The 12,468-nt window shown below is 69.5% G+C and carries 12 protein-coding genes; 11 read left to right on the top strand and 1 reads right to left on the bottom strand.

The annotated features are described in order from the left end of the window. Positions 1-515 precede the first annotated feature (515 nt). The 11 genes from AB0C66_RS15600 to AB0C66_RS15550 all read left to right on the top strand — a co-directional run bounded on the left by AB0C66_RS15600 (position 516) and on the right by AB0C66_RS15550 (position 11,627). Positions 516-821, top strand: a complete 306-nt coding sequence (locus AB0C66_RS15600; RefSeq protein WP_362437573.1) for a hypothetical protein — start codon at positions 516-518, stop codon at positions 819-821. Between the two features lie 45 nt (positions 822-866). Continuing rightward, a complete protein-coding gene (locus AB0C66_RS15595) occupies positions 867-1,415 on the top strand; it encodes a phage tail protein (protein WP_362437571.1) in 549 nt (182 codons plus the stop codon). A gap of 29 nt (positions 1,416-1,444) precedes the next feature. Next, positions 1,445-2,020 (top strand): phage tail protein, encoded by a 576-nt coding sequence (locus AB0C66_RS15590; RefSeq protein WP_362437569.1) that lies wholly within the window; start codon positions 1,445-1,447, stop codon positions 2,018-2,020. Continuing rightward, positions 2,017-2,799, top strand: coding sequence for a hypothetical protein (locus AB0C66_RS15585; protein WP_362437567.1), 783 nt, complete (start codon positions 2,017-2,019; stop codon positions 2,797-2,799). The genes AB0C66_RS15590 and AB0C66_RS15585 overlap by 4 nt, the downstream gene beginning before the upstream one ends. Further along, a complete protein-coding gene (locus AB0C66_RS15580; RefSeq protein WP_362437565.1) occupies positions 2,796-4,667 on the top strand; it encodes a VgrG-related protein in 1,872 nt (623 codons plus the stop codon). Before AB0C66_RS15585 ends, AB0C66_RS15580 begins: the two co-directional genes overlap by 4 nt. Positions 4,668-4,687: 20 nt before the next feature. Beyond that, positions 4,688-5,110 (top strand): GPW/gp25 family protein, encoded by a 423-nt coding sequence (locus tag AB0C66_RS15575; RefSeq protein ID WP_362437563.1) that lies wholly within the window; start codon positions 4,688-4,690, stop codon positions 5,108-5,110. Between the two features lie 2 nt (positions 5,111-5,112). Next, complete coding sequence (locus tag AB0C66_RS15570) at positions 5,113-7,068, top strand: putative baseplate assembly protein (protein ID WP_362437561.1); 1,956 nt, start codon at positions 5,113-5,115, stop codon at positions 7,066-7,068. Further along, a complete protein-coding gene (locus AB0C66_RS15565) occupies positions 7,065-7,604 on the top strand; it encodes a phage tail protein (RefSeq protein WP_362437559.1) in 540 nt (179 codons plus the stop codon). Before AB0C66_RS15570 ends, AB0C66_RS15565 begins: the two co-directional genes overlap by 4 nt. Positions 7,605-8,683: 1,079 nt before the next feature. Continuing rightward, positions 8,684-9,643 carry a hypothetical protein gene (locus AB0C66_RS15560; RefSeq protein WP_362437557.1) on the top strand — a complete coding sequence of 320 codons (960 nt, stop codon included), beginning with the start codon at positions 8,684-8,686 and terminating at the stop codon, positions 9,641-9,643. Between the two features lie 129 nt (positions 9,644-9,772). Then, positions 9,773-11,158 (top strand): hypothetical protein, encoded by a 1,386-nt coding sequence (locus AB0C66_RS15555; RefSeq protein WP_362437555.1) that lies wholly within the window; start codon positions 9,773-9,775, stop codon positions 11,156-11,158. 73 nt (positions 11,159-11,231) lie between these two features. Continuing rightward, positions 11,232-11,627, top strand: coding sequence for a PAAR domain-containing protein (locus AB0C66_RS15550; protein ID WP_362437553.1), 396 nt, complete (start codon positions 11,232-11,234; stop codon positions 11,625-11,627). On the opposite strand, the gene AB0C66_RS15545 is transcribed toward AB0C66_RS15550, so the two are convergent. Further along, entirely contained in the window at positions 11,617-12,195 is a 579-nt protein-coding gene (locus AB0C66_RS15545; protein ID WP_362437551.1) for a helix-turn-helix transcriptional regulator, read from the bottom strand. The genes AB0C66_RS15550 and AB0C66_RS15545 overlap by 11 nt on opposite strands. Positions 12,196-12,468 lie beyond the last annotated feature (273 nt).

Raw genomic sequence — 12,468 nt, 5'->3', positions numbered from 1 at the left:
CGCCCACGCTCCTGGCCCCGCCCCTCGTCCATCGGCGAGGGCCAGTGCCCTTGCCACCGGGTGGCGCGGCGGTGCTCCCGCCCGCCGCGCCACCGCCGTGGAACGTTCCCGCCGATCCCATGCCCGCAGCAGTGAGCGACTTCTCCGGCGCCCGGCCCGCTGAGCTGCACCTGGTGCATTCAGCCCCCGGAGCCATCTCACATGCCGAGAGACGCCACCACGCCACACGGCACCTGCACGCCGTACCTCAGCACACCGTGTCCACTGAGTCCACCGAGCCCGCAGCGGCATCCCGTGCGACGCCCGCGTACGAGATGACACATGTGGCACAACAGGAGGCCGTAGGGGGGACGTTGCCGTTTCGCGAGGAACGGATCGCGCTGACACACCTCCGACGGAGAACGTATGGCGCGGCGCCCATGGCCGTCTCGTCGCACGAGGCACATGACGCGTACGGGGCGCATGACGGGTATGAGGCGCCGAGTCAAGGAGGCTCCCCCGTTCCGTCCCCCACCATGGACAGGGGCAGCTCACCCGGCACACCCAGCACCATGTTCCCCGGCGCCTTCGGCATGCCGTCGAGACCATCCACCCCACCCGGTGGCGGCCCGCCGCCCTCCGACTCCTCACCGGAGGCCGCCGAGTGGAGCCGGATGATCGAGGCGTTGTCCGTGCTGTCGCGGCGGCGCCTTGTCGACCTGGACAACCCGACCCACCTCGACGCCCTGGCCGACCGGCTGTACGAGCGCGTCATCACCCACGTCCGGCGTGAGCTGGTCGTCGAACGCGAGCGTCACGGCCTGCTGACGCCACGCACCTAGTCCGATCGATGCGTTACCCGGCGTTCGGGTAGCCGGAGGGATCTCATGCGCGACGCCATGAACTTCACCGACTCGTTCTTCGGTTCGGTGAGCATGTCTCACAGCTTCACCGTGGCCATCGACCGCTGCGAATACGAACTCGGGGACTGGGCCAGCGCCTCCGGCCTCAATGTGACCTGGCCGACGTGTGAGTACCGCAGTGGTGACAACTGGAACCACCCGCTGGTCTACCCGGGGGTGCCGCAATACCAGAGGGTGAAGCTGTCGCGTGCCGCCTGCGGTGACTCGCAGATCGTCCAGGAGTGGCTTACCGAGACATCGGTACGGAACGAGCCGCTGACCGGCGCCATCGCACTCGTCAACTGGGCGGGGGTGCCCACCGTGACCTGGGAGCTCAAGGAGTTCTTCCCGGTCGCGTGGGGCATCAACGAGTTCAGCGGTGCGGACGGACGGGTCGCGCTGGAGAGTCTGGAGCTCGTCCACACCGGATTCCTCAACGACGATTTCGCTCCCCACAACCCCACGGCGTCAGCACCGGCATCCGCATCGGCGGGGCGCGGCCATGCGGGATCCTCCGGGGCGCGTGGCCGGTAGATCCATTTCTTGAACCTAAGGAACTCACCATGCAACCGAAGCTGCCCTCCGCCCTGTGGACCCACCCCGACCAGGCATGGGCCAACGCGCACAAATTCGCGGGACCGGCGCTGGCCGGGCGACAGCCCCGCAGCAGACCTGGGGAGTATCCACGCCTCGGGCTCGCCATGCGCTTCGAGGTACGGGTGGATGAACTGGACCTCGGAGGGTGGTCGAGCTGCCGTGGCCTTCAGGTTCAGTTCCTCTCGAAGGAAGTGACCGAGGGAGGACAGTACTTCCACGGCCATCTTCTGCCGGACCGTGTCACGTTCTCCACCGTCACCCTTGAGCGGGCCATGGCCCCGGACCAGTCGGACGCGGTGCACCGCTGGCTCACCGAGGTGGCATCGCGTTGGACCGGATACGAGTACGGGGACACCCATGAGTACCCCGGGCAGGACATCACCATCACCCTCCGGGACTATCGGGGGACGCCCGTGCACACATGGCTGCTGCGCAAGGCGTTTCCCAAGGAGTGGTCCGGGCCGGAGCTCAGCGCGCAGAGCAACGCCGTCGCGATGGAGCGGCTCTCCTTCGAGCACGCCGGATTCCTGGAGCAGTGGTGAGCCCCCCTTCCCCGCCGGGCTCGCTCCAGCGCGCGATCAGCCCCGCGAAGCTGTCCAGCGCGGCGGACCCGTCCAACAGGATCGACTTCCAGTACACCCCCACGGAAATCAGCATCTCGCACAACGCCGAGGGAATCTCCGATCCCATCGGCGGTGAGAAGAAGCAGGGGTTCAGCGGGGCGCTACAGAGCGTGTACTCGATGGGATCCTCACGGCTCATCCTCTCCCCCCTCACGTTCACCGGCCGGGGTTGCGACCAGGTGGTGGAGAAGCTCCTCCAGTGGGTGCAGCCGGTGTCGAAGGACACGTCCACCGCTGCGGGCGGGACCGTCGGTGCGGGTGAGCATGAACGCCTCGTCTTCGAATGGGGCAACTCCACCTCGGGGTTCAACTACGCGGTACAGCTGATGCGTTTCGACTGCACGTACACCCGCTTCACCTCCGACGGCGTTCCCGTCCGTGCCGAGGTCCGCAATCTCACCATGCATATCCTCGGCAAGAGCCCCCATCTCCCCGCCACCCCACCGCCGGTCACCACGGCCCCGCCGGGCCGCGTCGAAAGCCCGCAGCAGCGGCCGTCCGGGCGCGCCGTGGCGAACAACGGATCCACACCCGGCGCCGGTAACGGCACCGGCACCGGGTCCGCACTCGGCGACCGCTCCGGAGGCTCCTCTCCCCAGACGGCCACCAGGCCCGATGGCCCCCGTGGCACCGCGGCCGAGGACCCCATCCGCCAGATGACCGCGGGGCTCAACAGACCGGTGGGAGGCGCCTGGTGACAACCCCGGTCAGCACGGTCCGGACCTATGCGGTGCTGCGGGTGGGGGGCTCCTCGCCACGTCCACTCGCCGATGCGCTGCAACAGCGGGTGTTGCGTACGCTCGTGGACAGCCGTCTCCACATGCCCACCATGATCGAGGTGACATTCCGCGACGACGAGGGCGACCTGCTCTCCCGCGCGGGCATCACCTTCGGCACCACCATCGAGGTGTGGGCGCAGGACCCGGACGGCAGCCCGCCCGTCCGCGTGGGCTCGGGCGAAGTCACCGCGCTCGAGGGCGACTACTACGACCTCGCCCTCGTCACCGTGGTCCGCGCCTATGACCCCAGCCATCGCCTCCAGCGCAGCTCGCGCGTGCGGACCTTCCTCAATATGACGGACGCGGACATCGCCCGCCGGATCGCACGCGAAGCCGGACTTGCCATCGGCCACGTAGAACCGTCGCGCACCACCCACACCCACCTCGGCCAGCTGAACCAGACGGACTGGGACTTCCTGAGCTGGCGGTGCCGGGAGATCGGCTACCGGTTCGGCGTCGACGAGGACGGCTTCTCCTTCCGACCCGCCGCCCCGGCAGCGGGCTCTGCGGCAACCGGCTCCCCGGTGACCCTGACGCTCCAGGAGAACCTGCGGACCTTCCGTCCCCGTGTGACCGCGGGCAACCTCTCGCCCGAGGTGGAACTGCGGGTCTGGGATCCGCTGGAGGCCAGAGCGGTATCCCTGCGGACACCGACCGACGGACCGGCCGTCGAGCTGGGCGCGTCGATGGCCTCGGCCCTCGCGCCGTTCCGCACCGCGGGAGGACCGTCGACACCCCGGACCGGCGCCGATCCTTCCCTGGGACCGGCGCCGAGCGCCTCCGGGCGGATCGTGAACCACGCCGCGCCCGCGGCCGGTGCCGCCATCGAGCCCGCGGCCCACGAGGCCCTGACGGGCGCCACCCGCCGACTGGCCGGAAGTTTCGCCGAGGCCCAGGCGACGGCCTGGGGCGATCCACGGCTCCGGGCGGGCACCGTGGTACGGGTGGCGGGGCCTCCCGAGCCCTTCGCCGGTACCTGGACGGTGGTGGCCGCCCGGCATGTCTTCGACCTCTCGGAGGGCGGCTACCGCACCCGGCTCCAGCTCGGCAATGGTGAGGACCGCACGCTTCTGGGGTTGACCGGTTCCACCCGACCCCCTTCCGCACCGCAGATGAACGGGGTGGTGTGCGGGGTGGTGACGGATGTCAACGACCCCATCGGGAAGGGCCGGGTGAAGGCCGCCCTCCCCTGGCTGGCCCCGGACCACGAAACCGACTGGGCACCGGTCGTCCAGTCGGCGGGAGGCAGACGCGCGGGTGGACTCATGCTGCCGGAGGTGGGGGATCAGGTGCTTCTCGGCTTTGAGCTGGGCGACCCGCGTCGGCCGTATGTGGTGGGCGGTGTCCTCAGCAACTCCAGTGCGTACGGCCTGGGTGGACCCGCCGTCGAGACCACCGGCCGGAGCGCCGAGGTGGTGCGGCGGGGCATCGTGTCCCCGGCGGGGAACATGCTCGCCTTCCACGACCGGATGCCACCGACGGCCGGTCAGCCACCGACCGTCTCCGCCATCACGCTGGGGACGAAGGACGCCAGCCTGGGACTGGCCATCGACCAGGTGGCCGGGACGGTGACCCTCACCTGCCGGCCGCGGCCTCCGGACAGCAACGGGGCGGGCCGCTTGCACATCGACTGCGGTGACGGTGGCGCGGTGGACATCACCGCGGGTGCCGGGGGCCAGGTCACCATCGACGGCGGCTCCTCGCTCAGCCTGCGCGCGCAGCGATCCATCACGGTGGAGAGCGGCGGCACCGTCGCCATCAAGGGCTCGAAGATCGAGCTCAACTGAGCGTCCCAGGAGGCTGGTTCATGGAAGACTTCATCGGCACGGGGTGGGCCTTCCCGCCGGGGGTAGGTGCCAAGGGCTCCGTGCGGACCCGCTCCGGACACGCCCTCGTCGAACAGTCCATGCGGCTGATCCTCACGACCTATCCGGGTGAGCGGCCGATGCGGCCGCACTTCGGTTCACATCTGCGGGACTTCGTCTTCGCGGGCACCGACCCGGACACGCTCAACGAGATCAGCCGGGAGGTCTCCGCCTCCCTGGCCACCTGGGAGCCGCGCGCCACCGTCTCGGAGGTCCGGGTCCACCAGGACCCGGACACCCCGACGTTGGTCAACATCGTGATCACCTACGCCACCCGGGAGTCCAACGACCCCCGCAACATGGTCTTTCCCTTCTACACCATGCCGGATGACACCGGTACGGCAGAACAGCAAGGAGCGCAGTAGCCGTGCTGCCCACCCCCGACCTCGACGATCGGCGTTTCCAGGACCTCGTCGACGAGGCGAAGCACCTCATCACGCGTCGCTGCCCGGAATGGACGGACCACAACCTCTCCGATCCCGGTATCACGCTCATCGAGGCCTTCGCGCTGATGACGGACCAGATGCTGCATCGGCTCAACCAGGTGCCCGACCGGCTCTACGTCAAATTCCTCGACCTCATCGGGTTGCGGATGCTGCCACCGGTCGCCGCGCGGACGCCCATCACCTTCTGGTCCACCACGCCGGTCACCGAAGCGCCGCTGGTGGTGCACGAGGGCACTCGCGTCGCGACCGTGCGCACCGAGGCCGAGGAGGCCATCAGCTTCCGTACGGATCACGAAGTGACACTGGTACCGACCCGGCTCATCAGGGTGCTGACGTCCCTTCCGGGCAACAACAGCCACCTGGAGCACGACTATGGGAAACACGGGCTGCGCGAACCGTTTCCCGCGTTCGGGGAGTGCCCGCGGGCCGGTGACAGCATGCTGCTCGGACTGGACGGTGCGGCGCCGCACTGTGCCGTACGGCTGGACTTCAGCGGTCGGATCGACGGTGTCGGCGTGGATCCCGACACCCCGCCGCTCGTCTGGGAGGCGTGGACGGGGTCGGCGTGGTCCGGGTGTGAGGTGTCCCTGGACGAGACCGGCGGTCTCAACCGGTCCGGCCATGTCATCGTGCACATCCCGGGCGGCCACACCTCCTCGGTTCTCGGGGGCCATATGGCCGGATGGCTGCGCGCGCGGGTCCTCGACCCGCGGGACGACCTGCCCGGCTACAGCTCCAGTCCCATCGTGCACGGGCTGACCATGGCGACGGTCGGTGCCACGGTCCGCGCCACCAACGTGGAGGAGGTGGACGGAGAGAGCCTCGAGGAGGCCGAGGGCGTTCCGGGCCAGCGCTTCGTCCTGCGCCACGGCCCTGTGCTGACGCCCCACGGACAGCCCGTGGTGGAGACCCTGGCTCCGGGCGGCGACGCCTCGTGGGCGCTCTGGACCGAGGTGGACGACTTCTCGTCCAGCGGCCCCGAAGACCGCCACTTCGTCCTGGACGCGGTGGCGGGCGAGGTCCGGCTCGGCCCCGCGGTACGCCAACCCGACGGCACATTGCGTCAGTTCGGGGCGGTCCCGGCGGCCGGGGCCGCGGTGCGCATCCGCGGACTCGCCGTCGGTGGCGGCGCACGTGGAAACGTGTCCGCGGGCGCGGTGCGTTCCCTGATGTCGTCGATCCCCTTCATCAGCGGCGTCGAGAACAGGAACCCCGCGCGGGGTGGCGCCGACGGCGAGACACTCGCCGAGGCCGTGGCGCGTGGCCCCTTGCTGCTGCGCAGCAGCAACCGCGCGGTCACCGCCGAGGACTTCGAAACGATCGCACGGCAGGCGGCGCCCGAACTGGCGCGGACCCGATGCCTGCCGATGGAGGAGCAGCCGGGCAGTGTCAGAGTGCTGGTCGTACCCGCGACCCCGCCCGGTGAACAGATACGCCTGGAGCACCTGGTACCCGCTCAGGACACCCTTGACCGGGTGGCGGCACGGCTCGACGAGGTCCGTCTGGTGGGCACCCGCGTCATGATCGAACCCCCGCTGTACCGGGGTGTCACGGTCGTCGCCAAAATCACCGCGCATCGCCGGTCCACGGCCGAGCGGGTGCGCAGGGACGCCGAGGCCGCCCTGTACGGATTCCTGGACCCGCTGAGCGGAGGGCCCCACGGCGACGGCTGGCCCTTCGGCCGACCGGTGCAGGTCGGTGAGATATTCGCGCTCCTGCAACGTGTCGACGGCGCTGATCTGGTGGACGATGTGCGCCTGTTCGCCGCCAATCCCGTCACCGGGGAGCGTGGCCAGGAGACCCGTCGTATCGACCTCTCCCACCACAGCCTTGTCGTGTCCTACGACCACCACATCAAGGTGGAGGAGGGACGGTGAGGGCCGCGGTCCCCGGACTCGGCAGCCCCTATTCCCTGGCCCAACTGCTGCCCGCCGTCTACCAGGACGATGACTTCACCCTCCGCCTCACAGCAGGCTGGGACGAGGTCATCGCTCCCGTCATCAGCACACTCGACTGCCTCGACGCGTATCTCGACCCATGGTTGACACCACCCGACTTCCTGCGCTGGCTCGCCGACCGGATGGGCACCCAGCTGGATGAGAACTGGCCGGTGGAACGGCAGCGCGCGGCCACGGCGCACGCGGTGTCGGGCCACCGTACGCGCGGCACGGCGGAAGGGGTCCGTGAGCGGATCGCCCTTGCCACGGGCGGCAGGGTGGAACTGGTCGACAGCGGCGGCGTGTTCACCTCCGCGGCTCCGGAAACACCGATCCCCGAGGCGCTGTCGCCCGTCACGCTGATCCGCGTCACGGTGGCCGCCGGGCGGGAAGTCGACCTGACCGCGCTGGAGGAACTCATACGTGAGTTCCTGCCCGCTCATGTCTCCCATCGTACGGAGGTGGTGACCCAGTGATCGTGTGCCGTCGCTGTCGCGGGCGGAATCAGGACGCCGATGACTTCTGCGGTTCGTGCGGGGCGTTTCTGGAATGGTCCGGAGAACGTGTCGAGCCGGAGGTCCGCCGCGAGGAGAATCCGCCCGCGCCGGAGCCGGAGCCGGAGCCGCCGCGGCGGAGGACTCCGTGGTTCCTCCGAGTCCAGCAGGCGGCGGCCCAGGCGCTGACACCGACGGCCACGCGTGCGCCGGTCCAGGTGCCGACGGGTTTCGGCGGCCTCGGAGCCAGGCCCGGCGGGGCACGCCCCCCGGGCCTGGGCCTCCCCCCGCCACCGCTGGGCGGAACACGCCCGCCCGGCCTGGGGACACCGCCACCTCAACCCGGGGGCGCACCACGACCACCCGGCCTGGGCACACCACCGCCACCGCTGGGCGGAACACGCCCGCCCGGCCTGGGCACACCACCGCTGGGTGGTGCACGGCCGCCGGGTCTTGGCACTCCACCGTCCCCACCGGGTGGCGCATCCCGGCCGCCCGGCCTCGGCACACCCCCACCGGGCGTTGCAGCACGTCCCTCGGGCCTCGGCACACCCCCACCCTCAGCGGGAGCACCACACCAGCCAGGTCTCAACGCACCACCCCCAGCCGACGGAACACGCCCACCAGGTCCGGGTACGCCGCCACCCACGCCGGGCGGAACACGGCCCCCGGGCCTGAGCACTCCCCCGCGGAGCGGGACACACCCGCCCGGCCTCGGCACACCGCCACCCTCACCCGGCGGAACACGCCCGCCAGGGCTGGGCACACCCCCATCGCCACCGAGCGGAACACGCTCCGCATACCTCGGTACACCACCCTCACTGGGAGCAACACGCCCACCGGGTCCGGGCACACCGCCCCTGGGCGGGACACCCCCGTCCGGCCTGGGCACACCGCCGCTGAGCGGAACACCCGCACCGGGAAGCGCATCACGCCCGCCCGGCTTCCGTACGCCACCACCCCGGCTCGACGGTGACAGCGACGGGGAGCGGAACGCATCGGCAGACTCCGGCCAGGCGACGGACGACGACCCGGAGCGGACCGTCAGCATTCCCCTTCCGGTGCCTCCGCCCACCCGGGCGGATGACGCGGCGCTCATCGCGCCCGTGGCGCCTCGGCGTCCGGCGGACGACGAGCTGGACGACGATGACGTGGACGAGGTCCTCCCGCAGGCCCCCCATCAGCGGCGCCCGCAGCGGGACCGCCGTACGGCGCGCAGCAACCAGCTGCGCCCCGGAGATCTGATCTGTGGCGACTGCGGTCAGGGGAACAGGCCCACCCGGAGGTTCTGCGCACGCTGTGGCACGGACCTCAGCGAGGCGGAGGTCGCCAGGATCCCCTGGTGGCGCAGGTTGCGTTTCCGGCGTGGCCCTCGCGTCGTCCCGCTGGGGACCGGCTCCGGGCAGACATCGGGTGAGGCAGCCGCCCCCAACGACCGGTGGCGGACGGCCTTCGACAAGGTCAAGATCATCGGGGGTCTGCTGTTCTGTCTGTCCTGCATCGTGTACGCGAGCTATCCCCCGTACCGGAACGCGGTGAACTCCGAGGTTCAGGGGGTGCGGGACAAGGCGAAGGGCTTCCTGGAATCCCGGTACTCGCCGGTCCGGCCCGAGAAGGCGACGTCCAAGACCTCGATCAAGGGCCATGGGGCGGACAAGGTCCAGGATCAGTACAGCAACTCCTACTGGCTGGCGCCGTACAAGGCGGAGGGCGAGGACGCCCAACAGGCCACGATCAAGCTTGAGTTCGACCGACTGGTCACTCTGGACCAGCTGATCGTCACCTCGGGAGCCGCTGACGCGCTGACCGACCACGGCCGCCCGCGCATCCTCTTCCTGACGTTCAGCAATGGGAAGACCTCCGTGATCACTCTGGAGGACACGGCCACTCCGCAGAAGTTCTCCCTCAAGGGCGCCACCGGGATCAAGGGGGTCAAGGTTTCCGTGGGCGACACCTTCCCGTCCAAGAAGAACGCCGACGTGGCCGTCTCGGAGCTCGAGTGGTTCTCCCTGCTTTCCTGAGCCGGTGGCCGTCCGCCGTCGAGGACCGCTTTCGGCACGCCCGTGCTTCCCCATCGTGCAGACAACCGGGCCCGGATGGCTGGCCGGTGGCCACTGCGCCGTTCTACGTGAGAGGCACAGGCTGAGGACGTGGGAGCCATCGTTTTGCTACTGGAAGACAACGTCACCGCGATCCCGGGTGAGGAGAGCAGGCAGACAGTCCAGATCGTCAACACCGGCTCGGTCGTCGACCACTTCCAGCTGGACATCGTTGGCGACGCGAAGGGCTGGGTCTCCGTAGAGCCCGCGGAGGCCAATGTCTTCCCGGATCAGTGCGTCGCGGCCGAGATCGTGTTCAAGCCCTCGAAGTCCACGGATCTGGCCGCCGGTGAAGCCCGCTACGCCCTGCGCGTCATGTCCCGTGAGGACTTCGAGGGATCGGTGGTGGAGGAGGGCACCGTAGCGGTCGGCGCCTTCACCGACATCGCCATGACGCTACGGCCCAGCTCCAAGCGCGGACGGTTCTCCGGGCGGTACCACGTGGTGGTGGAGAACCACGGCAACGCACCGCTCATGGCACGCCTCTTCGCCTCGGACCCCGACGACGCCCTGCGCAAGGCGTTCAAACACCACGAGGTGGAGGTCGCCCGCGGCAAGGGCGTGGTCGTACCCCTCCGGATCAGACCGAGGCAGCTGCTGTGGCGCGGCGCGGACGTCACCCTGCCCTTCCAGGTGGTCGTCGTCGCCGGTGAGGACGGCCAGGAGCGGACGGCGGACGGCACGTTCGTGAAGACGGCGGTGATCTCACCGGGGGTCTCGGCGTTCGTGCTGGCGGTGGCCGCCGTCATCATGGCGTTCATGGCCCTGTGGTTCCTCGTGCTCCAGCCGACGGTCGAGAGCGAGGCCCGGAAGCAGGCGGCCGCCCAGGAACCGCCGGCCGGCGGTGGCTCCCAGATCCCGGGCGCGGAAAAGAAGACGACGGGCGGGGCCACGGGAGGAGGGGAGTCGGACTCACCGGGTGGCGGAGGCGGCGACCCCAGCGGTTCCCCGGGGCCGGATGACACTCCCCCGGGTGCGGACAAGGAGGGGGATGACGGAGAAAAGGAGGGCGGGAAGGGCGGGGACAAGGAGGAGCCACCGGGGGACGGATCCGATGGAGCGGACGGGGACGGGCTCCGGGCCGACGATTTCCGGATCGACGCACGGGCCGCGGTGTCCGACGAGTTCAACACCGAGGCGCGGTACACGGTGCCGGAGGGGACGACGAAGTACGTCAGCGACATCTTCTTCGAGAACACCGCGGGTGACACCGGGGTTGTGCGCCTCCAGCGCGATGACTCCGTACTGTTCCAGTTCAGCCTGGACCCCGACCGGGACGAGGAACGCCATCTCAAACAACCCCTGGAGTTCAAGGCCGGTGAGGAGGTGGTCCTCGCCGTGCGCTGCCGGACACCCGGTGGACAGGGGGCCAGCGGGGACACCTCATGCACACCCGCCGCCCTCCTCTCCGGGCAGTCGAGGGTCCGGAAGCCGTGACGTCACGAAGCACACGGCACAACACACGAAATGAAGCACACCACGAGGAAGCACACCGGAAGGAGCACACATCATGGCGACAGTGTCCGCCGCGGCCATGGGGGACCGGATCGTGGGTGTGGACACCCATACCGTGCTGGTCCCCTCCCCCGGCGGGCCGGTGGAAACGCCCATGCCGTTCCCCTTCTCCGGCACACTCGCGGACGGCTGCTGTCAGACGGTCCTGATCGGCCACAAGCCCGCCGCCACCGTGGGCTCCACCGCGTACAACACCCCTCCGCATATCCCTCCGGTCGGTGTCTTCAAGGCGCCACCGGACAACAAGGGAACGGTGTCCCGGGGAAGTTCGACGGTGTTCTTCGGTGGGAAGGCCGCCGCCAGGAGCGGCGACTCCGCGACGACGTGCAACGATCCGGCGGCACAGCACACCGCGACCGTGGTGGCGGCCTCCAATGTCTTCATCGGCTAGTGACGGCCGCGACTCCTCCGCCGCGGTACGCCTGGGGGGAGACACCCATGACGGCCTTGAACTGCCTGCTGAACAGGAAGGAGTCGGGGTAGCCGTAGAGAGCGGCCACCTTGGTCACGGACATGTCCGTCTCATCGAGCAGCCGGGCGGCGTGCTGGACACGTCGGCGGATTACCCACTCCCGGGGCGGCATCCCGAAGGTCTTCCGGAAGACCCGTGTGAAGTAGTCGGGCGACAGTCCCGCGACCCGGGCGAGGTCGGCGGCGCGGAAGCGCTTCGCGATGTTGACGTCCACATACTGTTCGACCGCCTGCCGCGCCTGGACGCTCATCAGGCCGGCGACGGTATCGCGTCCGGCTCCGCGGAACAGCGAAGTGAAGAGCACCAGGAGCAGGCCGGTCATCCGCTCGTCCTGGTGAGGGAGGGTGGAGCCGAGTTCGGTGGCGAGCAGCTCGAAGACTCCTCTGAGGTCCCACACATCATGCACCTGCATGAAGGGGCCCAGACAGCCATCGGCATCCGTGTCCGCGGTCAAGCGGAACCAGTACATCACCGTTCGCTTGTTCAACGGGGTCGAGAGCGTGAAGGGGGTCCCCGGCCTGATCCACACGACACTGCCCGCATTCAGACTGAACCCCTCGTGTCCGGCCACACCGGTGCAACCACCGCTGACCACGAAGCACACTAAATGCTCGGCCATTCCCAGCGGTTGTTCAACGAACCAGCCAGCCTCTCCCTCATGGTGCCCACAACCGCTTGGAGTTCGAACGGCTCGACTCGCCGTCAGCTTCTGTAGCCACGACCGTCTGGACAGGTCGCTTTCACGAACGATGCTCATCGC

It is taken from the genome of Streptomyces sp. NPDC048636 (genome assembly GCF_040650655.1).
Classification (GTDB): domain Bacteria; phylum Actinomycetota; class Actinomycetes; order Streptomycetales; family Streptomycetaceae; genus Streptomyces.
The sequence above is the reverse complement of the archived record's forward strand: the minus strand, read 5'-3'. Positions and strand labels throughout refer to the sequence as shown.